Here is a 26,317-nt window from a genome sequence, read left to right as displayed (position 1 = left end):
TGCTCGGGCTTCCCGGGCCCCGGCGGCCGCGCGGCCAGCGGCGGTTCACCACGAAGGCGCCGCCCGCCAGCACGGCCAGCGCCCCGCCCGCGATGCCCATCGCCGTACCGATTCCGCTGCTGCCCGAGTCGTCGCCGCCCGCCGAGGGGTTGTTCTCGTGGGACTGGGCGGGGGAGCCGTGCGACTTGGTGTCCGCGCTCTTCGGCGGCACCAGCTCGCCGATCGGCTTGACCTTCCCGGCCGCCGCGAACCCCCAGTCGAAGAGCGCGGCCGTCTCCTCGTAGACCGAGTTGGCCCCGCCGGTGTCCGGGTTCATGACCGTGACCAACAGCTTCTTCGACCCCTGCTGGGCGGCGCCCGTGAAGGTGGAGCCCGCCATGGTGGTGTTGCCGTTCTTCACGCCGGCGATGCCCTTGTAGGGGCTGATCCCGCCCGCGCCCGTCATCAGCCGGTTGCTGTTCTGGATCTCGAAGTACTCGCGGGGCTTGCCGCCCTCCTGCCGACCGGGGAACTGCGCCGTCACCGTGCCGCAGTACTCACGGAAGTCCTGCTTCTGCAGGCCGGACCGGGCGATGAGGGTGAGGTCGTAGGCGCTCGACACCTGCTCCGGGGCGTCGTAGCCGTCGGGCGACACCACGTGGGTGTCCAGGGCCTGGAGCTCCTCGGCGTGCGCCTGCATGTCCTTGACGGTCTTGTCGATGCCGCCGTTCATGGCCGAAAGCACGTGCACGGCGTCGTTCCCCGACTTCAGGAAGACCCCGAGCCACAGGTCGTGGACCGTGTACTCGTGTTCCTCCTTCACCCCGACGAGGCTGCTGCCCGGCCCGACCTCGGACATCTCCTCGTAGGTGACCTTGTGGACCTGGTCCTTGGGCAGGCTCGGCAGCACCGTGTCGGCGAACAGCATCTTCATCGTCGAGGCCGGGGGCAGCCGCCAGTGGGCGTTGTGGGCCGCCAGCACCTCCCCGGTCTCGGCGTCGGCCACGATCCAGGACCGCCCGGTGAGGTTCGCCGGCAGGGCGGGCGCGCCGGGCAGCAGGTTCACCTGGGTGCCGGGCTGCCCGAGCGAGGCCCCGCCCACGGTGGACATCGACGCGGGGGGCGCGGGGGCCGCCTTGGCCCTGGCCGGCTGCCCCTTCCCGTCCGCGGCCGGCGGTGGGGGTTCCGGGTCGGCGTGGGCGGGGGCGGCCAGCATCGCGGGAACCAGCAGCGCGGCGGACAGGACCGTCAGCGCGGTCTTCTTGGCAGACACGCAGGTGAAAGTACATCCTGATGGACTGTCTGCCGTCGTGGACCGGCCAACCCGCCGCAACCACCGCCGGGACAGCCCACCCCGACGCGTCCGTCCTGGGTACCGAACCGATACTGGGGTCATGAAACTCAGCCGAACCTCCGCCTGGTTCCTGCTCGCCTTCGGAGTGTGGAGCTGGTTCATCTGGATTTCCTTCGTCCGGAACCTGTGGAAGAACGGCAGCGGCCTGTCCTTCGACACGGCCGGTGACCCTACGGGGTACTTCTGGGTCCACCTTCTCCTTGCGGTGGCCTCCTTTCTCCTGGGGACGGCCGTTGGTGTGATCGGGTTGCGTGGCGTGCTGGCTCTGCGTCGGGAAACAAGATGACCGTATTTGTCTTTGTGCTGATCGTCCTCGCGGTGCTCGCGCTGCTGGCGTCCGTCCACCGCTGGCTCTGGATCCGGCTGGTCCGCGACACGACGCGCCCGGGTTCCCCGGTCCGTCGCGCGGGCACCGTCGCCGCCTTCGTCCTGCCCGTCCTGGCGCTGGCGGCCCTCACGGCCGGCCGGGCGGGCGCCCCCTTCTGGCTCCAGCGGACGGTCGCCTGGCCCGGCTTCATGTGGCTGGCGGTCCTCCTCTACCTGACGCTGGCCATGCTGGTGGCCGAGGTGGTCCGCCGCGTCTGGCTCCGCCGCCCGGCGCGTACGGCGGCTCCCGCCGCCTCCCCGCAGGAGCCGGAGCTCCTGGTCCGGGAGGAAGCGGCCACGGGTACGGGCGAGACCGGCGCCGCCGGATCCGGACCGGGCGACGTGGCCACGGCCCCCGCGCCGGTCACCGGGGGCGCCGCGGGCGAGGGGCCCGACGGGGTCACCCGCCGACTGTTCGTCTCGCGGGCGCTCGGCGGCGCGGCCCTGGTCGCCACCGCCGCCACCGTCGGCACGGGCACGTACGGGGTGCTCCGCGGGCCGCGCGTGAAGCGGGTCCAGGTGCCGCTGGCCCGGTTGCCGCGCGCCGCGCACGGCTTCCGCATCGCCGTCGTCAGCGACGTCCACCTCGGAGCCGTCCTCGGCCGCGCCCACGCGCAGCGGATCGTCGACACCGTCAACCGCACGCAGCCGGACCTGATCGCGATCGTCGGCGACCTCGTCGACGGTGACGTCCAGGACCTCGGCCCCGCCGCGGAGCCGCTGCGCGGGCTGACGTCCCGGCACGGCACGTTCTTCGTCACCGGGAACCACGAGTACTTCTCCGGCGCCCAGCAGTGGGTGGACCACGTCCGCGAACTCGGCCTGAACCCGTTGGAGAACGCCCGCCGCGAACTGCCGTACTTCGACCTCGCCGGGGTCAACGACATCGCCGGGGAGACCGAGGGCCACGGCCCCGACTTCGGGGCGGCCCTCGGCGACCGCGACCGTTCCCGCACCTCGGTGCTCCTCGCCCACCAGCCGATCGTGATCGACGACGCCGTCCGGCACGGGGTGGACCTCCAGCTGTCCGGTCACACCCACGGCGGACAGCTCTGGCCCGGCAAGTACCTCGCCGAGCTGGCCAACCCCACCGTCGCGGGTCTGGAGCGCTACGGCGACACCCAGTTGTACGTGTCCCGCGGCGCGGGCGCCTGGGGCCCGCCCGTCCGGGTCGGGGCGCCGTCCGACATCACCGTCGTCGAACTCGCCTCGTACCAGGCCTGACCGGGGCCGCGGGGCCCGACGGGCCCCGCGGCCCGCTCAGTCGAGCGCGGGCGTGTCCCCGTGGGCCAGCAGGAGGGACCGCAGGGCCTCGGCGAGGGCGGCCGTCCCGGCGCGCCCCAGGGGGTCCAGCAGCCGGGCGTAGTGCCGGAGGTGGGCCTCCATCACCTTCCCGCTGACCTCCAGGCCCCGTTCAGTGAGCCGGATGCGCACCGAGCGCCGGTCGACGTCGTCGCGCACCCGCTCGACCAGCCCCTTGGCCTCCAGCCGGTCGATGCGGTTGGTGATGGCGCCCGAGGTCACCATGGCGGCGGGGATCAGGGCCCCGGCGGTCAGCGCGTACGGGGGGCCCGACCGGCGCAGGCTGGCCAGGACGTCGAACTCTCCGACCTCCAGGCCGTGCTCCGCCATGAACGCCTTGAGCTGCTTGTCGATGAGCCGGGTCATCCGCTGGATCCGACCCACCGCCTCCACCGGCCACAGGTCGTCCGCCAGGTCGGGACGCTCCGCGGTCCACTGGTCGATGACGTGGGCCACCATGTCGTTCTCCATGGAAGAAGAATACCTCAACGTTAAGAGACTTGACGTTGAGGCAGTGGGCCTGTTTTTATCTCAACGTTGAGATGGTCAAGGTTGAGAGAAGTGAGGACGGGTCCACCCATGTCTGCCACCCACCGCCCGAGCGCCACCCCGGCCACTCCCGTGGCCACTCCCGCGGCCCGCGTCGCGAACACCGCCCCGGCCACCCCCGCGAGCACCGGAACCGGCCCCGCGGGCCGCCCCGTTCCCGCCCTCCTGCTCGCCCTGATGGCCGCACCCCTGGCCGCCGGGGCCAACGCGCCGGTGCTGATCGTCCCCGACATCGCCGGTTCCCTCGGCGTCCCCGTCGGCGCCGCCGCCCAACTGCTCACCGCCTTCGGCTGGGCCGTGGCCGTCGCCACGCCGCTGCTCGCCGGACTGCTGCGCCACCGCGGCACGGCCGCCCTGCTGCGGCTGTCCGCCGCGCTGGTCCTGGCCGGCGCCCTGATCGTCGCCGTCTCCCCGTGGCTGCCGCTCACCCTGCTCGGCCGCTGCGCCCAGGCCGCGGGCGGCGCCGGGTTCGTCGCCGTGGCCATCGGCCTCGCCGGAACCGCCCGCCGGATGGGCGTCGTCAGCGCGGGCTTCGGCGTGCTCGGCGCGGCCGGGCCGCTCCTCGGCAAGGCCCTCGCGGAGACGGCTTCCTGGCGGCTCGCCCTCGCCCTCCCGGTGGTCGCCATGCTCGCCGTCCCGGCCGTCGGCCGCCGCGCCGCCGCGACGCGGGCCGCGTCCTCGCCGGCCCCGGGCCGCTTCGACGCCCGGGGGGCCGTCCTGCTGACCGCCCTCGTCACCGCCCTCGTGCTGCTGGCGACCGCTCCGCTCGCCGCCCTGGGCGCGGCCCTCGTCGCCGCCGCGCTGCTCGTCCCGCACGTACGGCGCCGCCCCGAGGGCTTCGTACCGGTCGCCCTGCTCCGCAAGCCCGTCTTCGTGGGCTCGGCGCTCCTCGCCCTCACCGTGTCGACGTCCTACTTCACGGTGCTCCTGACGGTGCCCCGGCTGCTCGCCGACCGCGCCGGCTGGGATCCGGCCGCCGTCGGGACCGGACAACTCCTGGCGCTGCTCGCCGGATCCGCCCTGTCCTGGCCGCTCGCCGCAGTCTCGTCCCGGATGAGCCGCGCGGCCGTCCGTACGGTCCTGGCCTCGACCGGGGCCGCCTCGGCCCTCACCGCGGTCCTCGCGGACTCGGGCCCGCTGCTGCTGGCCGCCACGGCGGCGGGCGTGTTCACCGCCACCGCCGCCAACGCCGTCCTGTCCACGCACGCGGTGGCCGCCGCACCCGACGCGGGTCGACGACCGGCCGCCATCGGCCTGTTCACCCTGGCCTACCAGCTCGGCGGCGCCTTCGGCCCGGCCGCGGCGGGCCTCCTGGTGCTCGGGGCGTGAACCCCGTGGGGCCCCGGGCCCGCGCCTGCCGCGCGGGCCTCACGCCCTACGCCTCGTCGGGGTGCGGGTCCGAGGCCCGCTTGCCGCGCGCGACCGCCGTCTGGGCCATGCCCGGCAGGAAGTCCGCGAACAACTCGTGGACCTCGCGCACCAGCGGCCGCAGTACCCGGAACCGGGCCAGGACGATCCCCCGGGTCGTCAGCTGCGCGCCGCGCTCCGCGAGCCGCCTGGTCTTCTGGCTGTCCGGCGAGCGGTCGAAGACCCAGTACAGGACCAGCCCCATCTGCGAGAGCCACATCAGCTCGGGCAGCACGTCGGCCAGTTCGTCCGGAACCTTCGTCTTCGCGCCCGCCAGCACCTCGCGGTGCATGTCGATCGCCGCCTTGCGCGCCGGTTCGGATTCCGGTGAGAAGGGGCTGAGGGGGCTCTCGGGGTCCGCCGCGTTCTTGAAGAACTGGGAGGCGAACTCGTGGTAGGGCGCGGCGATGTCCAGCCACGACGTCAGTACCCCGGCGAGCCGCTTCTGCAGGTCGGTCTCCCGGTCCAGGATCGGCCGGACGGCCGCCTGGTGGGCCGCGCCGATCCGGTCGTAGAACCCCTGGACCAGGTGTTCCTTCGACTCGAAGTAGTAGTAGGCGTTGCCGACCGAGACCCCCGCCTCCTTGGCGATCCCCCGCATGGTCGTCTTGTCGAACCCGCGCTCCTGGAAGAGCCGGAGCGCGGTTTCGAGGATGAGCGTGCGGGTCTGCTCGCTCTTGGGCGCCTTCTGATCTGTCACGGTGTCCGACCTTATCGGGGTGTGGGGCACTGCTCGTCACAGAGTGCGTCCCCGAGCTCCGCTTCGGGATTGGTCCGTACCGCGTGCCGTACGGCCGCGGCCGTGTGCATGGCCGCCTTGGCGAAGGGCCGACCGGCCGGTGTGGCCAGCCAGTTCGCCTTCGGCCGGTGTTCGGCGAGCGCCCACAGGCAGACGATGAAGGCGTCCGTGCCGCTCCACACCTGCCCCTTGTCGCCGACCACCGTGATGTCGCGGAGGGTCGCCGCGTGGTCCAGCCGCGGGAAGCGGTGCCGCGCTTCGTAGGAGGCGGCCGGTACGAGCCGCAGCGGTACGAGCCACCGCTGCGAGAGCAGCCAGTGCCGGATGTGCACGCAGACCGGACAGTTGGCGTCGTAGAGGACGGTCAGGTGCCGGACGGGCGCCGACGACGGTCCCATGTCTCAGACCCCGGTCTGCGGGGTCCACCCCTGCGGGGCGACGGGCGGGATGTGCTGGCGCTCCATGACGCCCCGGCGGCGCATTTTGTTGAGGACCCACACGTTCCCGAGGTGCATGACGCCGAGCACGAGCAGGACGACGCCGAGCTTGACCGACAGCGCCTCGAAGAGGTCGCGCGCCGCGAGGATGTCCTCGCTCGACCGCAGGTAGAGGGTCACGAACCCGATGTTCACGAGGTAGAAGCCGACGACCAGGAGCTGGTTGACGGCGTCGGCGAGCTTCTCGTTCCCCTGGAGGACGTCGCCGATGAAGACCCGGCCGTTGCGGCTGAGCGTACGGGCCACCCAGACGGTGAGTCCGATGCTGATGAGCAGGTAGATGACGTACGCGACCACGGTGAGGTCCATTGCCCCAGCCCCTTTGAACGTGTTCAACTGCTGACGTCCTTGACTGTAGACCTCTTTTTGAACAGGTTCAAGCTAAGTTTTGAACAGGTTCAGGGGTGCGCGTCACGTGGTGGCGCCCACGACGCCACCACGTCCGTCCGACGCGGCCCTACCGGCCCGGGGCGCCGAGGAAGTCGAGCAGCAGGGCGGTGATCTCCTCCGGCCGCTCCAGCGACGGCAGGTGCCCCGCCCAGGGCAGTTCGCGGTGGTCCGCGCCCGGGACGAGGGCGGGCAGGTCGGCCGGGATGCGGCGGTAGTCGGGGAGGTCGTGGGCGCCGCCGATCGCCAGCACCGGCGCGGTGACGGTGCCCAGGTCCACGTCGGGTTCCGGGAGTTCGTGGTTCCCGGTGTCGGCCAGGGCCCCCTTGATGTTGCCCAGTTCCATGTCCCGGACGGCGGCGTGCGCGGCCCCGTCGGCCTCCGGGCCGAGCCAGGTGCGGGCGGTCAACTCCGCCGCGCCCTCCAGGTCCCCGGCGGCCACGAGCGCGTCGGTGGCCGCGCCGTACGCGCGCACCTCCGGCCCGTCCGGCGACAGTCCGGGCCGGCCCGGGCAGAGCAGCGCCAGGCGCGAGACCCGCTCCGGGTGCAGGGCGGCGATCAGCAGGGAGACCCTGCCACCGTAGGAGGAGCCGACGAACGCGGCCCGGTGGATGCCGAGTCGGTCCAGCAGCGCGAGGACGTCGCCGTGGTCGCTGTACGGGGCGTCGGCGGCGGGGGACTCCCCGCACGTACGGAAGTCCGCGCGGACGACCCGGTAACCGGCCTCGGCGAGCGGCACCCACTGGGGGTCCCACATGCGCCGGTCGCAGACGGAGGAGTGAAGGAGGACCACGGCGGGCGCGCCGACGGGCCCGGTCACGTCATGGGAAAGGATCATGCCGCGATCCTCCCGTGGCCGGGATCCCGTCGCCACCACGTTTGCGCAGGTCGCCGCCGACCCACGGGCGGACGGGCGGCCGGGTGCCGTCGGACCGGTGCGGTCGGGTGCCGACGGCCTGGTGCCGACGGTAGGGCCGGCCGACCTCAGATGCTCAGCGACCGGGCGTGGTTGAGCTGGCCCATGACCCACTGCATGGCGTACGCGTCGGTCGCCGGGATCATCGTCGAGTGGTGGCGGCCGCCGCTGGTGACCGTGACCTGGATGTAGCCGGTGGTCACCTTCTCCTTCATCAGCAGGAACAGCAGGCCGATCAGACAGAACAGGGCGAAGACGATGGCCAACACGATCGCGTGCGTCGGGATCTTCTCCTCCGTCCGCGAGAAGTCGGTGGCGTTCCACATCGCGCCCCGGAGCGGCATCGTCCCCGAGGGCGTGATGATCTGGTCGCCCGAGATGGTGATGTCGCCCAGCGCGAACACGCCGCCCATCGGGCCGGGAACGGGGGCGGGAAGGCCCGCGCCCATGGTCGGCTGGTACGGCGGCGGCGTGGTCGGATAGGGCTGCGGGTAGCCGTAACTGGGCTCGCCCGGGCCCCACGTGTAGTCACCCGGCCCGGGCTGCCCGCCCGGCCCGCCCGCATACGGATTCGGCTGCTGCTCACTCATACGGCCGATCTTTCCACAGCGGCCCGCGCCTCCGTACCCGCCCGGAGGACGGCTTCGCCGATCCCCACGACGTGCCGGAGGCCCGCACCCCCGAGGGGGTACGGGCCTCCGGCACGTCGATGAGGGATCAGAAGCGGCGCGTGATGAGGGCGCGCTTGACTTCCTGGATCGCCTTCGTGACCTCGATGCCGCGCGGGCACGCGTCGGTGCAGTTGAAGGTCGTGCGGCAACGCCACACGCCGTCCTTGTCGTTCAGGATCTCCAGCCGCTGCTCACCGGCCTCGTCGCGCGAGTCGAAGATGAAGCGGTGCGCGTTGACGATCGCCGCCGGGCCGAAGTACTGGCCGTCGTTCCAGAACACCGGGCACGAGGACGTGCACGCGGCGCACAGGATGCACTTGGTGGTGTCGTCGAAGCGCTCGCGGTCCTCGGCGGACTGCAGGCGCTCGCGCGTCGGCTCGTTGCCCTTGGTGACCAGGAACGGCATGACGTCCCGGTACGCCTGGAAGAAGGGCTCCATGTCGACGATGAGGTCCTTCATCACCGTGAGGCCCTTGATGGCCTCGACGGTGATCGGCTTCTCCGGGTTGATGTCCTTGATCAGCGTCTTGCAGGCGAGCCTGTTCTTGCCGTTGATCCGCATCGCGTCGGAGCCGCAGATGCCGTGCGCGCACGAGCGGCGGAAGGTCAGCGTGCCGTCGAGGTCCCACTTGATCTTGTGGAGACCGTCGAGCACGCGCTCCTTCGGGTCGATCTCGACCTGGAAGTCCTGCCAGGTCGACTCTTCCGAGACCTCCGGGTTGAACCGGCGGATCCGGAACGTCACCGTGATGAACGGCGAGGCGGCCGCCGCCGCCTCCATCTGGTCCGTCTTGGACAGGGTCGGGGTGGCCATCAGTACTTACGCTCCATCGGCTGGTAGCGGGTGACGACGACGGGCTTGTAGTCCAGCCGGACGGAGTCCTTGCCGTCGGAGTCCACCTCGCGGTACGCCATGGTGTGGCGCATGAAGTTGACGTCGTCGCGGTTCGGGTAGTCCTCGCGGTAGTGACCGCCGCGGGACTCCTTGCGCGCGAGCGCGGACACGGCCATGACCTCGGCCAGGTCGAGCAGGTTGCCCAGCTCGATGGCCTCCAGCAGGTCCGTGTTGAAGCGCTTGCCCTTGTCCTGGACGGACACGTTCTTGTAGCGCTCGCGCAGCTCCGCGATCTTGTCGACGGCCGTCTTGATGGTCTGCTCCGTACGGAACACCATCACGCAGGCGTCCATCGTCTCCTGGAGCTCCAGACGCAGGTCGGCGACCCGCTCGTGGCCCGTGGAGTTGCGCAGCTGCTCGACCAGGTCCGCGACCTGCTGCGCCGGGTTCTCCGGAAGCTCGACGAAGTCGTGCGCGTGGGCGTACGCCGCGGCGGCGATGCCCGAGCGCTTGCCGAAGACGTTGATGTCCAGCAGCGAGTTCGTGCCCAGACGGTTCGCGCCGTGCACCGACACGCAGGCGACCTCGCCGGCCGCGTACAGGCCCGGGACGACGGTGGTGTTGTCGCGCAGGACCTCACCCTCGACGTTGGTCGGGATGCCGCCCATGGCGTAGTGCGCGGTGGGCTGGATCGGGATCGGGTCCGTGTACGGCTCGATGCCGAGGTACGTACGCGCGAACTCGGTGATGTCCGGGAGCTTCGCGTCGAGCTGCTCCGGCGGCAGGTGCGTCAGGTCCAGGTACACGTGGTCACCGGCGGGACCGCAGCCGCGGCCCTCACGGATCTCCGTGTAGATGGAGCGCGAGACGACGTCACGGGACGCGAGGTCCTTCATGACCGGCGCGTACTTCTCCATGAAGCGCTCGCCGTCCTTGTTGCGGAGGATGCCGCCCTCACCGCGGGCGCCCTCCGTCAGCAGGATGCCCATGCGCCAGATGCCCGTCGGGTGGAACTGGAAGAACTCCATGTCCTCCAGCGGCAGGCCGCGGCGGTAGCAGGCCGCCTGGCCGTCACCGGTGAGGGTGTGCGCGTTGGAGGTCACCTTGAAGAACTTGCCGGTGCCGCCGGAGGCGTAGATGACGGACTTCGCCTGGAACACGTGGATCTCGCCGGTGGCGAGCTCGTACGCGACCACGCCGGCCGACTTCGTGACGCCGTCCTCCTCGACCAGGAGCTGGTCCAGGACGTAGAACTCGTTGAAGAACTCCACGCCCTCCTTGACGCAGTTCTGGTACAGCGTCTGGAGGATCATGTGACCGGTGCGGTCCGCGGCGTAGCAGGACCGGCGGACCGGTGCCTCGCCGTGGTTGCGGGAGTGCCCGCCGAACCGGCGCTGGTCGATGGTGCCGTCCGGGGTGCGGTTGAACGGCAGGCCCATCTTCTCGAGGTCGAGGACCGCGTCGATGGCCTCCTTCGCCAGGATCTCGGCGGCGTCCTGGTCGACCAGGTAGTCACCACCCTTGACCGTGTCGAAGGTGTGCCACTCCCAGTTGTCGTCCTCCACGTTGGCCAGCGCGGCAGCCATGCCGCCCTGCGCGGCGCCCGTGTGGGAGCGGGTGGGGTAGAGCTTCGTCAGCACGGCGGTGCGGCTGCGCTTCGTCGCCTCGATGGCGGCGCGCATGCCGGCGCCACCTGCGCCGACGATGACGGTGTCGTACTTGTGGATCTTCATGGGATTCGCCTCAGCCCCGTTGCCTAGCGGATGTTCGGGTCGAAGGTGAAGATCACCAGCGTGCCCAGAAGGATGGTGAACACCGTGGCGGTGTAGAGCAGGCCCTTCAGCCACAGCCGCGTGTTGGCGCGCTCCGCGTAGTCGTTGATGACGGTACGCAGACCGTTCGCGCCGTGCAGCATGGCCAGCCACAGCATCAGCAGATCCCAGATCTGCCAGAACGGGGACGCCCAGCGGCCGGCCACGAAGGCGAAGCCGATCTTGGAGACGCCGCCGTCCAGCACCAGCTGGATGAGCAGGTGGCCGATGACGAGCACGACCAGGACGATGCCCGAGAGGCGCATGAAGAGCCACGCGACCATCTCGAAGTTGCCCCGCGTCGAGCGCGGGGTCTTGCCGGTCCGCTTGCGCGGGGCCTCGATGTACGGCGCCGGGTTGTCGACGTCGTAGAGGGACACGCCCTCGACGTCACCGATGCCCTTTTCGAAAGAAGTGTCGGAAGACATGCGTGTCACTTCCCGAAGAGTTCGAGGTAGGCGTGGCCCAGCACGGGGTACAGGGCGAAGGCCATCAGCACGACCCAGATGCCCACGACGGTCCAGAGCATCTTCTTCTGGTGACGGGGGCCCTGGGACCAGAAGTCCACAGCGATGACACGGAGACCGTTGAGCGCGTGGAACAGGATTGCGGCGACGAGGCCGTACTCCAGCAGCGCGACGATCGGGGTCTTGTAGGTAGCCACGACATCGTCGTACGCCTCGGGGGAGACGCGGACGAGAGCGGTGTCGAGGACGTGTACGAACAGGAAGAAGAAGATGAGGACGCCGGTGACTCGATGAGCCACCCAGGACCACATTCCTTCCCGGCCGCGGTACAACGTTCCAGCCGGCACGGAAAACCCTCCGGAAGCGGGGCGGGGGCCAGCCGGCTTCTTTGTCGGTCGGGCCCGGCCGGGTACGGTCCTCCGGCCCCGGACATCGTAGCGACGCTTTGTCGGTTCCCTTGCGCGGGGGCCATCGGTGTGATCAAACAGGCACGGACGGACTATCCCACAGGGGCGAATAGCCCGAAATCGGCCTCATATGGTCCACCGTCGGGGACCGTCCCGGTCGAGCCGTCCAGCAGCGAGGGCAACCTGTCCAGCAGGCGGACGAGCCGGCCGCGGGCGACCAGGCGCAGTTCCTCGGCCGAGATCGAGCGTTCCTCGTCGATCTCGTGAGCCATTCTCCGTCGGATCGCGGCCAGCAGCTGGTCCACCCGCTCCTCCGGCGGGTGGCCGTCCAGGCAGATCACGAAGGCGTGCCGGAAGGTGCGCTCGTACTCGGCGCGGGCCGCGTCCAGGGCCAGCATCGCCGCGTACGGGGCTCCGTGCCCCAGTTCGGCCGAGGTCTCCGCTGCCAGCGCCTCGGTCAGGTCGCCCTGGGACATGTCGTACGAGGCCTCCTCCGCCGCGGCGAGCAGCGAGGCGGTGTCCGGGTAGGGGCGGTGGGTGGCCACCCGGTGGGCCCAGCGCCGGCTGCCGCAGCAGTGCAGCAGGGCCGCCTGGGCGGCTTCGGGGGCCAGGGAGTTGAACCGCACCAGCCCGGAGCCGGAGGCTGTGCCGCGGACCTGTGCCGGAAGGTGGCTGGACAGCGGAGGTCTCCTCGGGGCGCGGCGGGGGTGTACCGCCACGCTAGCCACCTCCGGCGGGGAGTGTCGTACCCGTGCGGGGATTTCACCCGGAAGTGAGCCGAAAGGATGAGTTGTGCCGCGCCGGGCCGTCCGTCCGGTGGTGTCCGGTGGTGCCCGTCGCTGTCCGTCTGCGTCCGTCTGCGTCCGTCGTTGTCCTGCGGTGTGCCGCGATGTCGCGTGGCCGGATCCGGCCGGTGCGTGACAGGGTGCGCGGGAGGATGTGCCGAAGAGGAGGACGACCGAGGCCGCCACCCCCCACAGGAGAGGCCCCGGTCGCCATCCGACACGGACTCGTGCGACAAGCCCGTACCCCTGTCAGCGCCGCGAGTGCGTTTTGTGTCACACCCCGCTCCGCGCAGGGTTGGTTGCAGGTTGTACAACTCGTGGACGAGAGGTGCTTGAAAGCCGTAACGTGCGGATTTGCGCCACACGTACAGGACAGTGAACGGGTTGGGGACTTTGCTGGGGGACGACGCGGAGCTGACCGCCGCGGTGCTCGCGGCACAGGACGGCGACGAGAACGCGTTCCGGACTGTGTACCGCGCCGTGCACCCGCGCCTGCTCGGATACGTACGCACGCTCGTCGGCGACGGCGACGCGGAGGACGTGACGTCCGAGGCCTGGCTGCAGATCGCCCGCGACCTCGACTCGTTCACCGGTGACGCCGACCGCTTCCGCGGCTGGGCCGCGCGCATCGCCCGCAACCGGGCCCTCGACCACATCCGGATGCGCGGTCGCCGGCCCGCCATCGGCGGGGACGAGAGCGAACTCACCGGCCACGCCGCGGACAGCGACACCGCGGGCGCCGCCATCGAGGCCCTGTCCACCGGCAGCACCATGGCCTTGATAGCGCAGCTCCCGCAGGACCAGGCCGAGGCCGTCGTGCTCCGCGTGGTGGTCGGCCTCGACGCGAAGAGCGCCGCCGAGACCCTGGGCAAACGGCCCGGCGCGGTCCGCACCGCCGCACACCGGGGACTGAAGAGACTCGCGGAACTGCTGGGCAGTGCCGAAATGGAAGCGGAATCCGGACCCTGTGTCGGCCATAATGCCGATGACCAGGCACGGGAGCGCGATCTGGACGCCGTACCGGCGCAACGCGGCCGCGCCGGGGGCCTCGTAGAACAAACCGGTGTGACGCATTCACGTTGGCGGACGCAGAAGGACATGTGATGGCCGACGAGCACAACGGGTGGCTGGACGCAGCCGCGGCGGACAGGTTGCTGCGCGGAGAACCCGCCGACCCGGCCGGACCGGGCGCCGATCCGCGGGCCCGTGCCGGGGAGGCCCGGCTGCGCGCCGCCCTGGAATCCCTGAACGTGACCCCGCTGCCCGGCCGGGAACTGCCCGGCGAGAAAGCCGCCCTGGCGGCCTTCCGCGCGGCCCGGCCCCCGGCCCCGGCCCCGCGGCGCCCCGCGGCCGTCACGGCCGCGCCGGTCGCCCACGAACCCGCCGCCCACGAACCCCTGGTCTCCCTCACCCCGGTGTCGACCGTGCGGATCCCCGCACAGCGGCGTACGAGCACCCCGGTCCGCTTCGGTCTCGCGGCGGCCCTGGCGGGCGTCGCCGTCGGCGGGATGGCGGCCGTCGCGAGCAGCGGCCTGCTGGACCGTGAGGCCGGCCACACCGCGGCCCCCGCCCCGGCCGTCTCGGTCAGCGCCGACACGGACTCCCCGGCCGGCGGGGAGAGCGGCGGCCCCGCCCCGCTCATCCCGCGCCCGGACCCCACCACCCCGCGGCGCGGCGACGGCTTCGTCACCTCCCCGGGCACCTCGCGGATGCCGGGCACGGACAGTCGTACGACTCCCGGCACCACCTCGGGCAGCGGATCCGGGTCCCACTTCCCCACCGGCGGGGCGGGCACCGGCATGAGCGCCAGTACCGGATCGGGCACGAACGGGACCGGCGACGGCGGCCGGGAACTGTTCACCGACCGGACGGACAAGGCGGACGGCAGCGGCGGGGGCAGCGGCAAGGACCGCGACCGGGACAAGCAGGCGCGGGCCGCGGACCTGTGCGAGGACTACCGCGCGGGCCGGATGAACGACGACCGCCGTTCGCGCCTCAGCAAGCTCGCCGGGGCCCTCGCGAAGATCCCCCGGTACTGCGAGTTCGTGCTGGACGGTCCCCGCGACGGGCTCCCGCAGAGCGGCTCGGACGGGCCGGGCGGCGAGGTGCTGAAGGTCCCGGCGCCTACGCCGACCCCGGGCGTCTCGCTCGGCTTCCGCCACCGCCGCTGAGCCGGCCGGGGCGCCGCCGGGCACGGCTCGGCACACCTCCAGTAACACTTTTCGAACCGCCGGCGCAGTACATAACGAGCCGACTGGTCATCGGCCGCGCATGAGCCGGGGTTCCCCCCGTACCTCTGGGCTCTGCGCAACCGGCGCGGGCGGGGCACGTTCCCCCGGCCCTGCCCGCGCCCTCAACTTCCCTCCCGGCGGATCGCCCGGAGCGGGTCGACCCGGACGGTCCACCCGCGGCGGATCACCGGCGGCGGATCACCAGTAGACGACGACCTTGTCGCCCACCTGCACCTGCTCGAACATGGCCGACAGCCTGGCCATGTCACGGACGTTCACGCAGCCGTGCGAGGCCCCGTTGTAGCCGCGGCTCGCGAAGTCCTGCGAGAAGTGCACCGCCTGGCCGTGGCTGAAGAACATCGAGTACGGCATGTCCGTGTGGTAGAGCGTCGACTTCCACTTCCGTTCCTTGCGGTCCACCTTGAACAGACCCTCGCGGGTCGGCGTGTTCTCCGACCCGAAGCGCACGTCCATCGACGAGACGACCTTGCCGTCGATCATCCAGGCGAGGGTGCGGCTCTCCTTGCTGATGCACATGACCCGGCCCTCCATGCAGCGCGGGTCCGGGGCGGCGAGCTCGTTGCTGGTCGGCGGGCGCAGCTCTTCCTCGGTCGGCTGCTTGCTGAGGCCCTGGATCTTCTGCCAGGTGGCCTCGTCGACCGCGCCCGTCGCCGGGAGCCCGTTGTTCGACTGGAACGTCTTGACCGCGGCCGTGGTCTTCGACCCGTAGAAACCGGTGGGGGCCACCGACACCAGCTTGAGCTGCCGCAGCCTGGCCTGGAGTTCGCGGATCCGGTCGCTCTCGTCGCCGTTCGCCATGATCGGCTTCGCGCCGCCCTGTGCCGAGGGCTGCCCGGGCGAGGCGGACGTGCCCGGCGTCGGCGAGGAGCCGCCGCCGCCCGGCTTGTTGTCCGGCCCGGACGGGGAGGGCGCCGGTGCCGACGCGGACGAGCCCGGTGCGGCCGGAGCGGAGCCCTGCGGGCCGCAAGCGGTCGCGGCGAGCACGACCGACGCGGCCAGGCCGAGCGTGCGGATCATGACTTTCTGGCGGTACATCGCGGTCCCCCGATTTCAACGTCGTGTATGCAAGTGATGCTTCGCGGGCGCCGAGAGTTGCAGAGGGTTCCGGGATGTTGCGCCATTGTGACCAGAGGCCGTCGCGGGACGGTTCTACCAGCCCCCGGACCCGCCGTCGCGGCGGCGCCCCGGTGGCCCCGCCGTCGCGGTGTCCCAGCCCGCGAAACCCACTGGGGACAGGTGCGTACCTGTGCGACACTCCTGCCCATGCTGGGTGTCACAGACCTTCCTACGTACCTCGCCGGCCTGGTGCTGATCGTTCTGCTGCCGGGGCCGAACTCGCTCTACGTGCTGTCCGTCGCCGCGCGCGGCGGGGTGAAGGAGGGCTACAAGGCGGCCTGCGGGGTGTTCACCGGAGACACCGTCCTCATGGTGCTGACCGCGGCCGGCGCGGGCGCGCTGCTCCAGGCGAGCCCGCTGGTGTTCACCGTCGTCAAGTTCCTCGGCGCCGGATACCTGGGCTGGCTGGCCGTCGGCATGATGCGGGCGGCCTGGGGGATGTGGCGCGACCGCAAGGCCCACCAGGAGGAGTTGCTGGCCGGCGAGGCGCCGGCGGGCGGCGCCGAGCGCCCCTACCGGCGGGCGCTGGTGGTCAGCCTGGTCAACCCCAAGGCGATCCTGTTCCTGCTGTCGTTCTTCGTGCAGTTCGTGGATCCCGGCTACGCGTACCCGGCGCTGTCGTTCCTGCTGCTGGGCGTCGTGTCGCAGCTGGTGAGCCTCCTGTACCTGTCGACCCTGATCTTCACCGGGACCCGGCTGTCGGCCGCCTTCCGCCGCCGCAAGCGCCTCTCGGCCGGGGCGACCTCGGCGGCGGGCGTGCTCTTCCTGGGCTTCGCCGCCAAGCTCGCCACCAGCTGACCGGGGTCCTTCGGGTACCCCTCGGCTACGAACGGCCCCCGGTCGGCGCCCCGAACCGGCGCCGCAGGCGGTGCGCCACCCGGCGCACGGCCGGACTGCGGGGCAGGAACGCCAGTTGGGCGGGGATCCCTCCCGGCAGGCCGAGCGTGGTCAGCCGGCGGCGCCCGAAGTACCGCCGGGTGCCGTCGTCCGGGTTTCCGGCCAGGTAGCGCTCGGCGTCCGCGCGCCGCTCCGCCAGCACCTTCGGCTGCATGGTGAACCCGACCGCGGCGACGAGGCCGGGGAGATCGGCGGGGGCCGCCGCGGGAGCCGTCGCCCCGGCCGCCAGGTCCGGCACCAGCGCGTCCACCAGCGTCAGGGGGATCCGGTTGCTGTTCTGGTACGGGCTCAGGCGGGCCAGCACCGCCGCCGTTCCGGTGCGGGCGACCGGGATCCCGTACAGCGCCCGGGCCGTCAGCAGCCCCGTCGAGAAGCAGCCCACGACCAGCGCCGGGCGCAGCTGTTGGTACAGGGTCTCGGCCAGCACCGGGGCGTCCAGCACCGTCAGCCGCGCCCCGAGGCGCGCGGCCTCCGCCTCCGCCCGCCGGGAGTAGGCCGCGGGGGCGCTGGGATGCGGTTTGAAGACCAGGTCCCGGTGGCCCCGTCCGAAGGCTCCCCGCACCATCTCCACGTGCAGTTCCTCCTCCTCCGCCGGGGACAGCAGCTCCAGCGCGGACAGGTACTGGCCCAGCAGGAGGGCGGGGCCCCCACCCTCCTCCCCGGCGGACGGGCCGGGCAGCGCGGGGCCCGCCGGATCCGTCAGCTCCGCCAGTTCCGCCAGCACCTTGAGGACGGCCGGCGCCGGGACCACCTCCGCCGGAACCCCGAACTCGGTCAGCAGCAGCGGCTCCAGGCCCGGTACGAGGTCCAGGTGCAGGACGCGCCGCACCCGCATGCCGATCTGCGGGTCGAGCCGGAAGCGGGTGGGGCCGTAGGACATCAGCCCGTCCGCGTAGACCTCGACCGCGGCGCCCGGGAAGAGCCGGCACAGGCTCTGCGCGGGCGGCACCTGGAGGGACTCGACGATCAGCTCGATCCGGTCCTCGCCGAGCCCCCACAGGGTGCGCAGCTGGCGTTCCCACATCGGGACGTCCTCGGGCCGCGGGGCCCAGACGCTGGGGTGCTGCGGGGCGATGACGGCGTTCCAGTCCAGCACCTCGTCGAAACGGGTCCGCAGCGCGGCGAAGCCGGGCAGGGTGGGCAGGCCCGGGGTGATCTCGGGGGTGGGGGAGTGGTTGCTGGTCAGCAGGATCCGGCGGGCGGCCGGGGGCAGGGCGCCGGAGTCGAGGGCGGCGGCGAGCGTGGCCGTCCCGTAGAGGGTCGAGGCCAGGAACACCTGGGTCACTCCGGTGCCGTTCACGCGGCCACTCCCGAGGTCCGGGCGGTCCGCCCGGGGCGTGCGGATGCGCGGCGGCGCAGTTTGCGCAGGAGGGCCGAGCGTTCCGCGTCCATCGAGTCGAGGGCCCGGTCCAGTACCGGCCGGGGCATGCGGCCGAGCGCGTCCGCGCTCATGACACTGAGTTTTCCGGCCACGGCCGGTTCGAATCTTTCGATGGACCCGATATGGTGCGCGATAATCGCGCAATACGTTCGAACCGCTTTGTGGATCAAGAGTTCGCATTCCGGATCGGTGGCCGTGTCCGTCAGGACCTGATCGAATGCGCGGATGAAATCGAGCTGCCGTTCGTCACCGATCTGCGTCAAGGACGTGGAAATGCCGCGCCGGTAGAAGACCCCGGGCATTCCGACCGCGGCGAAGGAACGCGCCTCCCGGTGCAGCCGCCAGATCCACGGCCGGTCCTCGGCCGTCCGCAGTCCGTCGGTGAAGTGCAGCAGCCCGCGGTCCAAGAGTCGCCGGTGGTACATCCCGGCCCAGGCGTACGCGTAGTCCACGCCGGTGGCCCGCGAGACCGGCAGGATCGCCGCGCGCGGATCGGCCGGCACGCCCTGCGGCCCGTACGGAACGCGCTGCACGCTCCGGTTCCGGCCCGTGACCTGCACGTGGTCGGTCCGGACGAAGTCGCAGCCCAGGGCCTCGATGGCGGCCAGCGTACGGGCGAGGTGCCCCGGCTCCAGCCAGTCGTCGCCGTCCAGGAAGGTGACGTACTCCCCGCGGGCCGCGTCGAGACCGGTGTTGCGCGCCGCGGCCAGCCCGCCGTTGCGGTCCCGTCTGAGGTGCACCGCGCCGGGCAGCTCGGCGGCGGCCCGTTCCAGCAGCTCGGGCGTCCCGTCCGTGGAACGGTCGTCCACCAGCAGGAACTCGAAATCCTCACGGGCGTTCAGTTCGAGACTCTTCAGGGCATCCGGTGCGTATGTCTGCACGTTGTAGAACGGCACGACGACAGAGAGCTTGAGCACCTGCGAGACAATAGGGGGCGGTGCGTCATTCGCCATGGCCCGTACGCGGATTCCATGTGAACGACGGGCGGCGGGCACGTTAACCCGCACGCTTTCGCATTTCGTCGACGGGTTGTTAACCCACCGTTGTGCGTTCGTTGGGCCGAACACCGGAAATGCGGAATAGCTTCTGCCGGGTGCCAGTGCCACTCAGCAGCAGCCGAGCCGATCTCCGCATCGCCGTCATCGCCGATTCCGACACGCGATGGAAATGGGGCGCGCTCACGGCCCGCCGTCTCGCCCCCGACCCGGAACAACGCCGGGTCACCGGCTACCTGTTGCGCGGCCGGGCCACCCCCACGCCGCGCCAGCTCGGCGAGGTCGGGGTCGCGACCGACGGCCTGCCGACGGAGGTGACCTGCGCGGAGTTCCTCGACGTCCTCGGGCGCGAACGGTTCGACGTGGTCGTCCTCGCCCTCGTCGGCGGCGCCGTCCAGGCCGTCCTGCACGGGGTCCGCGCCCTGTGGCCGGGCCCGGCCGCCCGCCCCGTCCTCGTCACCGGGTACGTCGGCGTCGTCTACGAGAAGCTCGCCGACGGACTGCTGCTGCGGCACGGCGCCGACCTCGTCCTCGCCAACTCCCGCCACGACGCGGACCGTTTCCGCGCCGTGTACGAGGGCGTCGGCGCCGACCCGGACGCCGTCACCGAGACCGTCCTGCCCTTCCTCGGCGGGGCCCCGTACGCCCCCGCGGGCAGCCGCGCCCACACCGTCGTCTTCGCGGTGCAGCCCTCCGTTCCCGAGAGCCGCGCCGACCGGACCTACCTCCTGCGGCGGGCCGCCGGACACGCCCGGCTCCATCCGGGCCGCGAGGTGCTGATCAAGCTGCGCAGCAGGCCGGGGGAGCACACCACGCACCTGGAGGAACACCCCTACCAGCGCCTCGCCGACCGGCTCCCCGGCGGGCTGCCGGCCAACTGCCGCCCGGTGTACGGGAACATGGGCGAGGTCCTGGACGGCGCCGACCTGCTGGTCACGGTGTCCTCCACCGCCGCCCTGGAATCCCTGCACCGCGGCATCCCGACCGCCGTCCTGACCGACCTCGGCATCCGCGAGGCGCTCGGCAACCACCACTTCCTCGGCTCCGGCTGCCTGACCTCGTGGGACCGCCTCGACGAGGGCCTGCTCCCCCGGGCAGACCCGCACTGGCTCGCCGCCCAGGGCGTCACGGCCCGCCCACCGGACCCCACCCCGGCACCGGACGGGGCACCCGACGCCCACGCCGCCGCCCGGGCCCGTCTCGCCGAGCTGCTGTCCCGCGACCGGCTTCCCGCCGTCGCCCCCTACTACACCGCCGCCACCGCCCCCGGGTACCTCCCCGGCATCCTGGCCCGCCACCACCTCGACATCGACGGGACCCCGCTCCCCGGGGCCGCCCGACAGGCGCCCGCCGGGTCCGGGCCGCGCCGCTGGCTCCGCGCCCGACTGCGCGAGGGCGCCCGCGGGGCCTACCGGCACGGAGTCCAGCGCGTGGCCCCCGTCATCCGCCGGCTGGGGGAGCTGTGAGGGTCCTCGCGGTGATCCCGGCCCGGGGCGGCTCCAAGGGCGTGCCGGGGAAGAACACCGCCCCGGTCGGCGGCGTACCGCTCGTCGCCCGCGCCGTCCGCGCCTGCCTGGCCGCGCCCACCGTCACCGACGTCGCCGTCTCCACCGACTCCGACGCGGTCGCCGACGCCGCCCGCGCCGCCGGGGCCCGGGTGATCCGCCGCCCGGCCGGGATCTCCGGGGACACCGCGAGCAGCGAGGCCGCCGTCCTGCACGCCCTCGACGCCTTCGAGGGGGCCCGCGCCGCGACCGTGCACGTGGTCGTCCTGGTCCAGTGCACCAGCCCCTTCCTGACGCCCTCGGACGTCGAGTCCGTGGCCGCCGCCGTCGCGTCCGGGGCGGCCGACTCGGCCCTGACCGCGGCCCCGTTCCACGGGTTCCTGTGGCGCCGCGGACCCGACGGTTCCGGTACGGGGGTCAACCACGCGGCCGCGCACCGGCCCCGCCGCCAGGACCGCCCCGCGGAACTCCTGGAGACCGGCGCCGCCTACGCCATGTCCGTACCCGGCTTCCGCGCCGCCGGGCACCGCTTCTTCGGGCGGACCCTCCCCGTCGGCGCCGACCCGGCGCGGGTCCTGGAGATCGACGACCCCCACGACCTCGCCCGCGCCCGCCTCCTCGCCCCCCTCTTCGACACCACCCCCACGGCTGCGGCCGAGCTTCCCGAACCCCCGGCGCCCGCCGGGACCCCGCGCACCGAACGAAGGGCATCCCCCGCCATGACCGTCACCCCCGACTCCCGCCTCCGCGCCTTCGGTTCGCGCACCGCCGGCCCCGGCCGGCCCGTCTACGTCGTCGGCGAGATCGGCATCAACCACAACGGCGACCTCGGCACGGCCCTCGCCCTCGTCGACGCCGCCGCCGAAGCCGGCTGCGACGCCGTCAAGTTCCAGAAGCGCACCCCGGAGATCTGCACCCCGCGCGACCAGTGGGACATCGAACGCGACACCCCCTGGGGCCGGATGACGTACATCGACTACCGCCACCGCGTCGAGTTCGGCGAGGCCGAGTACCTCGCCATCGACGCGCACTGCGCCAAGCGCGGCATCGACTGGTTCGCCTCCCCCTGGGACACCGAGGCCGTCGCCTTCCTGGAGAAGTTCGACGTCCCCGCCCACAAGGTGGCCTCCGCCTGCCTCACCGACGACGAACTGCTGCGCACCCTGCGCGCCACCGGCCGCACCGTCGTGCTGTCCACCGGCATGTCCACCCCGAAGCAGATCCGGCACGCCGTCGAGGTGCTGGGCAGCGCCAACATCCTGCTCTGCCACGCCACTTCCACCTACCCGGCCAAGGCCGAGGAGCTCAACCTGCGGGTCATCAACACCCTCCAGGACGAGTACCCGAACGTCCCCATCGGCTACTCCGGCCACGAGACCGGCCTCCAGACGACCCTGGCCGCCGTCGCCCTCGGCGCCGGCTTCGTCGAGCGGCACATCACCCTCGACCGCGCCATGTGGGGCTCCGACCAGGCCGCCTCCGTCGAACCGGGCGGCCTCACCCGCCTCGTCCGCGACATCCGCACCATCGAGACCGCCCTCGGCGACGGGATCAAGCGCGTCTACGACTCCGAACTCGGCCCGATGAAGAAGCTGCGCCGCGTCCAGGCCCCGGTCCCGGCAGCCGTCTGACCTCCGCTCCGGCCCCGCACCCTGACGAGGAGTACGTGGTGTCCCCCTCCGCCTCCACCCTGGCTTTCGTCGAGAGTCCCGTCCAGCTCCTGAACGTGCTGGAGTGGGCGTACGCCCACGACGCCGCCCCCGCGGGCGCGGCCCCCACCGGCGCCGCCCCGCTGCTCGACGGCGTACCGCCCCAGCGCGACCGCCGCCCCGGCCCGACCCCGGCCGGCTCCCCGCCACGGATCGTGGTGCTGCCGCCCACCGACCCGATGTCCCGGGGCCAACTGCGCCGGGTCGCCTCCCTCGCCCGCGACGAGGGGTACGAGGTCCACTGGCAGGAGGCCCGCGGCGGCTCCGGCGCCCCCCTGAAGGCCCTGGCCTCGCTCGCCGTCGCCGTGCGCGGCGCCGAGCGGATCGTCGTCGGCGACCCGTTCTCCCGCTTCGTGCAACTCCTCCTGGCCCCGGCCCGCGCCACCGAACTCGTCGTCGTGGACGACGGCACCGCCACCATGGAGTTCGTCGCCCAGCTCGGGCGGGGCGAACGGCTGCGCCGCTGGCACCGAACCGGCGGCGGACCAGCGGCCCGAGCACGCGAGCTCGTGTACGCGCCGGTGTCCGGCACGGCCCGCCGCCGGCTGACCCCGGGGGCGCGCCGCCGGGTGGAGGTGTTCACGTCGATGCCCGTCGAGCCCCTCCCCGGCATGGAGCTGCGGGTCAACGACTTCGCGTGGACCCGCTCCCGGTTCGGGCCGCCGCGCCTGACCAGGGGCACCGATCTGGTCGGCACCTCCTTGGTGGAGACCGGCGTGGTGGACCCGGACCGCTACCTGGAGGCGGTGTGCGCCCTGACCCGCGAGCACGGCGTGACCCGCTACTTCGCGCACCGCCGGGAGTCCCCGGAGAAGCTGCGCGCGCTGAGCGAGGCGGCCGGGCTGGAGATCGTACGGCCCGACCTGCCGCTGGAGCTGATCGCCCGTCGGGGTCCGATCGGCCGGACCGTCGTCAGCTTTCCGTCCACCGTCGTCCACACGCTGCCGTACGCCCTGGCCGGTACCGGGGTGACCGTCGCCGTCCGCACCGTCGAGCCGGCCTGGCTCACCGAGGCCGCCTCGCCGAGGGCCCGGGGCTTCCTCGCCGGGGTCACCGACACCGCCCGCGATGTGCGCAGACTGCCCGCACAGGCCGCCCCCGCGGCCTGATGAGCGCGCGAGTTTACCCCCGCCTGCATCCGATCATGCGTCCAGAGGCGGGGATTCTTTCCCCTGACGGCATGAACTTTTTGTGATCTCCAGCCAGTTGGCCCGTTCGTGGGCCTACCCTTCAACGGGTGAACCAGTTGATGTCCCGCGAGTCCCAGACCGCCCTGCCCGGCACGCCCGACCGGCCCGAGCTGCCCGGCAAGCTTCCGGACCACCTGCGTGCCGAACTGATCGCCTTCCGACGGGACTTGCACATGCATCCCGAGCTAGGACACCAGGAGTTCCGCACCACGGCCGCGATCAAGGCCCGGCTGGAGAAGGCCGGCCTGCGCCCCCGCGTGCTGAAGTCCGGCACCGGCCTGATCTGTGACGTGGGGACATGGGACGGCGTACGGCCCATGCTTGCCCTGCGCGCGGACATCGACGCCCTGCCCATTCCCGACGCCAAGACGCACGTCGCGTACCGCTCCACCTTCCCCGACCGCGCGCACGCCTGCGGCCACGACGTCCACACCGCCGTCGTCCTCGGCGCAGGCCTGGTGCTCGCCGAGCTCGACCGGCAGGGTCTGCTGCCCCGGCCCGTACGCCTGCTCTTCCAGCCCGCCGAGGAGGTGCTGCCGGGCGGGGCGAGCGACGCCATCGAGTCCGGCGTGCTGGACGGCGTCGGCAAGATCATCGCGGTGCACTGCGACCCCCGCGTCGACGCGGGCCGGATCGGGCTCCGCCCCGGCCCGATCACCTCGGCCTGCGACCGCCTGGAGGTCAGCCTCTCCGGCGCCGGCGGCCACACCGCGCGCCCCCACCTCACCACCGACCTGGTGACCGCCGCCGCCCGCGTGGCCGTCGACGTCCCGGCGCTGCTCACCCGCCGGATGGACGCCCGCTCGGGGATGTCGGTCACCTGGGGCCGGATCGAGGCCGGGCACGCCTGCAACGTCATCCCGATGCACGCCGAACTGTCCGGAACCGTTCGCTGCCTGGACCTGGGCGCCTGGCACGAGGCCCCCGACATGATCCACGCGGCGATCGACGAGGTCGCGACCATGCACGGGGCCAAGTTCGAGATCAACCACGTCCGCGGGGTGCCGCCGGTGGTGAACGACCCGGCGGTCACCGAGTTGCTGCGCGAGGCCATGGCGGTCCGCCGCGGCGCCGACGCGGTCGAGGACACCGAGCAGAGCCTGGGCGGCGAGGACTTCTCCTGGTACCTGGAGCACGTCCCCGGCGCGATGGCCCGCCTCGGCACCCGCAAGCCCGGTGACACCACCAAGCGGGACCTGCACCGGGGCGACTTCGACGTGGACGAGTCCGCGATCGGCGTCGGCGTGGAGTTCTTCACCGCCGCCGTCCTGCTCGACGGCCTGCGCGCGGGGGCGAGCGCGGGCGCGACAGCGGGCGCGAACCGCTAGTCGGGAGCTGTTGGTCGAAACGGAGGGTCGAAACGGTCGTCGAAAGTCCCGTCGACAGTGCCGTCGATCGACCCGCCGGCGCCGTCGAACCGGACGACCGGCGGAGGTCTCTACAACATCGGCCGGAGATCCGGTGGAGGTGTCCAGCCCTTGGTACGCAAGGGCTGGACCACGACACAGTTACCGATCGGTCACTGTCCGGTTCGCGACGATCCGATAACGACTCATGAACGGGCCTTTAACTGACATCTACGCGCGTTACGATCGCCGCGAAACCAGCGCCGGTCGTGGCGCTTCGGTCAGGTTTTGAAGGAGCCTCCCCTTGCGCCGGATCACCAGGATCGCCACCGTGGGCATCGCGTCCGCGGCGCTGGCCCTCTCGGCCACCGCCTGTGGCGGTAAGAAGTCCTCGGACAGCACCTCGTCCTCGTCGAGCTCCGGCTCCCCCGAGGCCAGTGCCGCCATCGCGTACGACATCGGTGGCCGCGGCGACCAGTCGTTCAACGACGCCGCCTACGCGGGCCTCGAAAAGGCCGAGAAGGAACTGAAGGTCAAGGGCGCCGAGGCGGAGCCCACGGACGGTGAGGGCGAGGCCGACAAGGTCCAGCGCCTCACCGAGCTGGCCCGCAAGGGCAACAACCCGGTCATCGGCGTCGGTTTCGCCTACGGTCCGGCCATCAAGAAGGTCGCCCCGAAGTTCCCGAACACCACGTTCGGCATCATCGACGACACCTCGGTGCAGGACAAGAACGTCGCCAACCTGGTCTTCAACGAGGAGCAGGGCTCCTACCTGGCCGGCGTCGCCGCCGCCAAGGTCTCGAAGACCGGCACGGTCGGCTTCATCGGCGGCGTCGAGGTTCCGCTGATCAAGAAGTTCCAGGCGGGCTTCGAGCAGGGCGTCAAGGACACCAACCCGAACGCCAAGGTGCTCAGCACCTACCTGACCCAGCCGCCGAACTTCGACGGCTTCGCCAAGCCCGACCTGGGCAAGGCCGCCGCGCAGGGCCAGATCGACGGCGGCGCCGACGTGGTCTACGCGGCCGCGGGCCTCGCCGGCTCCGGTGCCATCGAGGCCGCTTCGGCCAAGGGCAAGTGGGCCATCGGCGTCGACTCCGACCAGTACAACCAGGCCGGTCTGTCGAAGTACAAGAACGCCATCCTGACCTCGGTCACGAAGGACGTCTCCGACTCCGTCTACGACCTGATCAAGTCGGTCAAGGACGGCAAGCCGACCACCGGTGAGATCCGCTACGGCCTGGACAAGGACGGCGTCGGCCTGGCCGACTCCAACCCGGAGTACAAGAAGATGACCGAGGTCATCGGCGCGGTGGACAAGGCCAAGGCCGACATCATCGCCAAGAAGATCACCGTCAAGACCACCCCGTAGGGTTCCGTCTGACAGTTCGACAGTTCGTTGTGGTACTCGGGGTTCGGGAAGCGGTCTTCGCCGCTCCCGGGCCCCGCACCTCGTC

The 26,317-nt window shown here is 72.0% G+C and carries 26 protein-coding genes and 1 pseudogene; 12 read left to right on the top strand and 15 right to left on the bottom strand.

Going from position 1 to position 26,317, the window contains the following annotated elements:
• A partial coding sequence (locus tag NOD94_RS11350) for a D-alanyl-D-alanine carboxypeptidase (protein ID WP_348652327.1) occupies positions 1–1,252 on the bottom strand: 1,252 nt, incomplete at its 3' end.
• 121 nt (positions 1,253–1,373) lie between these two features.
• Between NOD94_RS11350 and NOD94_RS11345 the strand changes: the two genes are divergently transcribed.
• Positions 1,374–1,619 carry a hypothetical protein gene (locus NOD94_RS11345; RefSeq protein WP_281205692.1) on the top strand — a complete coding sequence of 82 codons (246 nt, stop codon included), beginning with the start codon at positions 1,374–1,376 and terminating at the stop codon, positions 1,617–1,619.
• Positions 1,616–2,923, top strand: a complete 1,308-nt coding sequence (locus NOD94_RS11340; RefSeq protein WP_281205691.1) for a metallophosphoesterase — start codon at positions 1,616–1,618, stop codon at positions 2,921–2,923. The genes NOD94_RS11345 and NOD94_RS11340 overlap by 4 nt, the downstream gene beginning before the upstream one ends.
• Before the next feature lie 36 nt (positions 2,924–2,959).
• Here the strand turns inward: NOD94_RS11340 and NOD94_RS11335 are convergent, their stop codons facing one another.
• Entirely contained in the window at positions 2,960–3,472 is a 513-nt protein-coding gene (locus NOD94_RS11335) for a MarR family transcriptional regulator (RefSeq protein ID WP_281205690.1), read from the bottom strand.
• A gap of 108 nt (positions 3,473–3,580) precedes the next feature.
• Between NOD94_RS11335 and NOD94_RS11330 the strand changes: the two genes are divergently transcribed.
• Positions 3,581–4,879: an MFS transporter gene (locus NOD94_RS11330; RefSeq protein WP_281205689.1), complete on the top strand. Its 1,299-nt coding sequence runs from the start codon at positions 3,581–3,583 to the stop codon at positions 4,877–4,879.
• Positions 4,880–4,925: 46 nt separating this feature from the next.
• On the opposite strand, the gene NOD94_RS11325 is transcribed toward NOD94_RS11330, so the two are convergent.
• The 10 genes from NOD94_RS11325 to NOD94_RS11280 form a co-directional block, all read right to left on the bottom strand.
• Positions 4,926–5,657 (bottom strand): TetR family transcriptional regulator, encoded by a 732-nt coding sequence (locus NOD94_RS11325; protein WP_281205688.1) that lies wholly within the window; start codon positions 5,655–5,657, stop codon positions 4,926–4,928.
• A gap of 11 nt (positions 5,658–5,668) precedes the next feature.
• Complete coding sequence (locus tag NOD94_RS11320; protein WP_281205687.1) at positions 5,669–6,094, bottom strand: DCC1-like thiol-disulfide oxidoreductase family protein; 426 nt, start codon at positions 6,092–6,094, stop codon at positions 5,669–5,671.
• Positions 6,095–6,097: 3 nt separating this feature from the next.
• Positions 6,098–6,502: a hypothetical protein gene (locus tag NOD94_RS11315; RefSeq protein WP_281205686.1), complete on the bottom strand. Its 405-nt coding sequence runs from the start codon at positions 6,500–6,502 to the stop codon at positions 6,098–6,100.
• Positions 6,503–6,650: 148 nt separating this feature from the next.
• Positions 6,651–7,418, bottom strand: a complete 768-nt coding sequence (locus NOD94_RS11310; protein WP_281205685.1) for an alpha/beta fold hydrolase — start codon at positions 7,416–7,418, stop codon at positions 6,651–6,653.
• A gap of 146 nt (positions 7,419–7,564) precedes the next feature.
• Positions 7,565–8,086, bottom strand: a complete 522-nt coding sequence (locus NOD94_RS11305; RefSeq protein WP_281205684.1) for a hypothetical protein — start codon at positions 8,084–8,086, stop codon at positions 7,565–7,567.
• A 127-nt stretch (positions 8,087–8,213) separates the two neighbouring features.
• Positions 8,214–8,981: a succinate dehydrogenase iron-sulfur subunit gene (locus NOD94_RS11300; RefSeq protein WP_281205683.1), complete on the bottom strand. Its 768-nt coding sequence runs from the start codon at positions 8,979–8,981 to the stop codon at positions 8,214–8,216.
• Positions 8,981–10,735, bottom strand: a complete 1,755-nt coding sequence (sdhA, locus tag NOD94_RS11295; RefSeq protein ID WP_281205682.1) for a succinate dehydrogenase flavoprotein subunit — start codon at positions 10,733–10,735, stop codon at positions 8,981–8,983. Before sdhA ends, NOD94_RS11300 begins: the two co-directional genes overlap by 1 nt.
• A gap of 23 nt (positions 10,736–10,758) precedes the next feature.
• Positions 10,759–11,241, bottom strand: a complete 483-nt coding sequence (locus tag NOD94_RS11290) for a succinate dehydrogenase hydrophobic membrane anchor subunit (protein ID WP_281205681.1) — start codon at positions 11,239–11,241, stop codon at positions 10,759–10,761.
• Positions 11,242–11,246: 5 nt separating this feature from the next.
• Positions 11,247–11,627, bottom strand: coding sequence for a succinate dehydrogenase, cytochrome b556 subunit (gene sdhC, locus NOD94_RS11285; protein ID WP_281205680.1), 381 nt, complete (start codon positions 11,625–11,627; stop codon positions 11,247–11,249).
• Between the two features lie 152 nt (positions 11,628–11,779).
• Positions 11,780–12,406, bottom strand: a complete 627-nt coding sequence (locus tag NOD94_RS11280; protein WP_281205679.1) for a 2-oxo-4-hydroxy-4-carboxy-5-ureidoimidazoline decarboxylase — start codon at positions 12,404–12,406, stop codon at positions 11,780–11,782.
• Between the two features lie 459 nt (positions 12,407–12,865).
• Between NOD94_RS11280 and NOD94_RS11275 the strand changes: the two genes are divergently transcribed.
• Both NOD94_RS11275 and NOD94_RS11270 read left to right on the top strand, forming a co-directional pair.
• The gene (locus NOD94_RS11275; RefSeq protein WP_281205703.1) at positions 12,866–13,576 is read left to right on the top strand and encodes an RNA polymerase sigma factor; all 711 of its coding nucleotides are present in this window, start codon (positions 12,866–12,868) and stop codon (positions 13,574–13,576) included.
• Positions 13,576–14,643: a hypothetical protein gene (locus NOD94_RS11270; RefSeq protein WP_281205678.1), complete on the top strand. Its 1,068-nt coding sequence runs from the start codon at positions 13,576–13,578 to the stop codon at positions 14,641–14,643. The genes NOD94_RS11275 and NOD94_RS11270 overlap by 1 nt, the downstream gene beginning before the upstream one ends.
• A gap of 258 nt (positions 14,644–14,901) precedes the next feature.
• On the opposite strand, the gene NOD94_RS11265 is transcribed toward NOD94_RS11270, so the two are convergent.
• A complete protein-coding gene (locus NOD94_RS11265; protein ID WP_281205677.1) occupies positions 14,902–15,759 on the bottom strand; it encodes a L,D-transpeptidase family protein in 858 nt (285 codons plus the stop codon).
• A 228-nt stretch (positions 15,760–15,987) separates the two neighbouring features.
• Between NOD94_RS11265 and leuE the strand changes: the two genes are divergently transcribed.
• A complete protein-coding gene (leuE, locus tag NOD94_RS11260) occupies positions 15,988–16,638 on the top strand; it encodes a leucine efflux protein LeuE (RefSeq protein WP_281205676.1) in 651 nt (216 codons plus the stop codon).
• 25 nt (positions 16,639–16,663) lie between these two features.
• Here leuE and NOD94_RS11255 read toward each other — a convergent pair whose 3' ends face one another.
• Both NOD94_RS11255 and NOD94_RS11250 read right to left on the bottom strand, forming a co-directional pair.
• Positions 16,664–18,037 (bottom strand): polysialyltransferase family glycosyltransferase, encoded by a 1,374-nt coding sequence (locus tag NOD94_RS11255; protein WP_281205675.1) that lies wholly within the window; start codon positions 18,035–18,037, stop codon positions 16,664–16,666.
• On the bottom strand, positions 18,034–19,035 hold the full coding sequence (locus NOD94_RS11250) for a glycosyltransferase family 2 protein (RefSeq protein WP_281205702.1): 1,002 nt from the start codon (positions 19,033–19,035) through the stop codon (positions 18,034–18,036). Before NOD94_RS11250 ends, NOD94_RS11255 begins: the two co-directional genes overlap by 4 nt.
• A gap of 155 nt (positions 19,036–19,190) precedes the next feature.
• Between NOD94_RS11250 and NOD94_RS11245 the strand changes: the two genes are divergently transcribed.
• From NOD94_RS11245 to NOD94_RS11220, 6 genes and pseudogenes are all read left to right on the top strand, one after another.
• A complete protein-coding gene (locus NOD94_RS11245; RefSeq protein WP_281205674.1) occupies positions 19,191–20,579 on the top strand; it encodes a DUF6716 putative glycosyltransferase in 1,389 nt (462 codons plus the stop codon).
• Positions 20,576–20,944: pseudogene (locus NOD94_RS11240) on the top strand (NTP transferase domain-containing protein); the annotation flags it as partial. The gene NOD94_RS11245 and the pseudogene NOD94_RS11240, both read left to right, overlap by 4 nt.
• A gap of 393 nt (positions 20,945–21,337) precedes the next feature.
• Positions 21,338–22,249, top strand: coding sequence for an N-acetylneuraminate synthase family protein (locus tag NOD94_RS11235; protein ID WP_281205701.1), 912 nt, complete (start codon positions 21,338–21,340; stop codon positions 22,247–22,249).
• 38 nt (positions 22,250–22,287) lie between these two features.
• Entirely contained in the window at positions 22,288–23,436 is a 1,149-nt protein-coding gene (locus NOD94_RS11230; RefSeq protein ID WP_281205673.1) for a hypothetical protein, read from the top strand.
• Positions 23,437–23,576: 140 nt separating this feature from the next.
• Entirely contained in the window at positions 23,577–24,845 is a 1,269-nt protein-coding gene (locus NOD94_RS11225) for an amidohydrolase (protein WP_281205700.1), read from the top strand.
• 322 nt (positions 24,846–25,167) lie between these two features.
• Positions 25,168–26,232 carry a BMP family ABC transporter substrate-binding protein gene (locus tag NOD94_RS11220; RefSeq protein ID WP_281205672.1) on the top strand — a complete coding sequence of 355 codons (1,065 nt, stop codon included), beginning with the start codon at positions 25,168–25,170 and terminating at the stop codon, positions 26,230–26,232.
• Positions 26,233–26,317 lie beyond the last annotated feature (85 nt).

It is taken from the genome of Streptomyces sp. Isolate_45, from assembly GCF_024721315.2.
GTDB lineage: Bacteria > Actinomycetota > Actinomycetes > Streptomycetales > Streptomycetaceae > Streptomyces.
The sequence above is the reverse complement of the archived record's forward strand: the minus strand, read 5'-3'. Positions and strand labels throughout refer to the sequence as shown.

Excerpts from the sequence above, each read along its gene's own strand:
- NOD94_RS11345 (WP_281205692.1), top strand. The coding sequence starts at position 1,374 with ATGAAACTCAGCCGAACCTCCGCCTGGTTCCTGCTCGCCTTCGGAGTG.
- NOD94_RS11340 (WP_281205691.1), top strand. The coding sequence starts at position 1,616 with ATGACCGTATTTGTCTTTGTGCTGATCGTCCTCGCGGTGCTCGCGCTG.
- NOD94_RS11335 (WP_281205690.1), bottom strand. The coding sequence starts at position 3,472 with ATGGAGAACGACATGGTGGCCCACGTCATCGACCAGTGGACCGCGGAG.
- NOD94_RS11330 (WP_281205689.1), top strand. The coding sequence starts at position 3,581 with ATGTCTGCCACCCACCGCCCGAGCGCCACCCCGGCCACTCCCGTGGCC.
- NOD94_RS11320 (WP_281205687.1), bottom strand. The coding sequence starts at position 6,094 with ATGGGACCGTCGTCGGCGCCCGTCCGGCACCTGACCGTCCTCTACGAC.
- NOD94_RS11315 (WP_281205686.1), bottom strand. The coding sequence starts at position 6,502 with ATGGACCTCACCGTGGTCGCGTACGTCATCTACCTGCTCATCAGCATC.
- NOD94_RS11310 (WP_281205685.1), bottom strand. The coding sequence starts at position 7,418 with ATGATCCTTTCCCATGACGTGACCGGGCCCGTCGGCGCGCCCGCCGTG.
- NOD94_RS11305 (WP_281205684.1), bottom strand. The coding sequence starts at position 8,086 with ATGAGTGAGCAGCAGCCGAATCCGTATGCGGGCGGGCCGGGCGGGCAG.
- NOD94_RS11300 (WP_281205683.1), bottom strand. The coding sequence starts at position 8,981 with ATGGCCACCCCGACCCTGTCCAAGACGGACCAGATGGAGGCGGCGGCG.
- sdhA (WP_281205682.1), bottom strand. The coding sequence starts at position 10,735 with ATGAAGATCCACAAGTACGACACCGTCATCGTCGGCGCAGGTGGCGCC.
- NOD94_RS11290 (WP_281205681.1), bottom strand. The coding sequence starts at position 11,241 with ATGTCTTCCGACACTTCTTTCGAAAAGGGCATCGGTGACGTCGAGGGC.
- NOD94_RS11270 (WP_281205678.1), top strand. The coding sequence starts at position 13,576 with ATGGCCGACGAGCACAACGGGTGGCTGGACGCAGCCGCGGCGGACAGG.
- NOD94_RS11265 (WP_281205677.1), bottom strand. The coding sequence starts at position 15,759 with ATGTACCGCCAGAAAGTCATGATCCGCACGCTCGGCCTGGCCGCGTCG.
- leuE (WP_281205676.1), top strand. The coding sequence starts at position 15,988 with ATGCTGGGTGTCACAGACCTTCCTACGTACCTCGCCGGCCTGGTGCTG.
- NOD94_RS11245 (WP_281205674.1), top strand. The coding sequence starts at position 19,191 with ATGCGGAATAGCTTCTGCCGGGTGCCAGTGCCACTCAGCAGCAGCCGA.
- NOD94_RS11235 (WP_281205701.1), top strand. The coding sequence starts at position 21,338 with ATGACCGTCACCCCCGACTCCCGCCTCCGCGCCTTCGGTTCGCGCACC.
- NOD94_RS11225 (WP_281205700.1), top strand. The coding sequence starts at position 23,577 with ATGTCCCGCGAGTCCCAGACCGCCCTGCCCGGCACGCCCGACCGGCCC.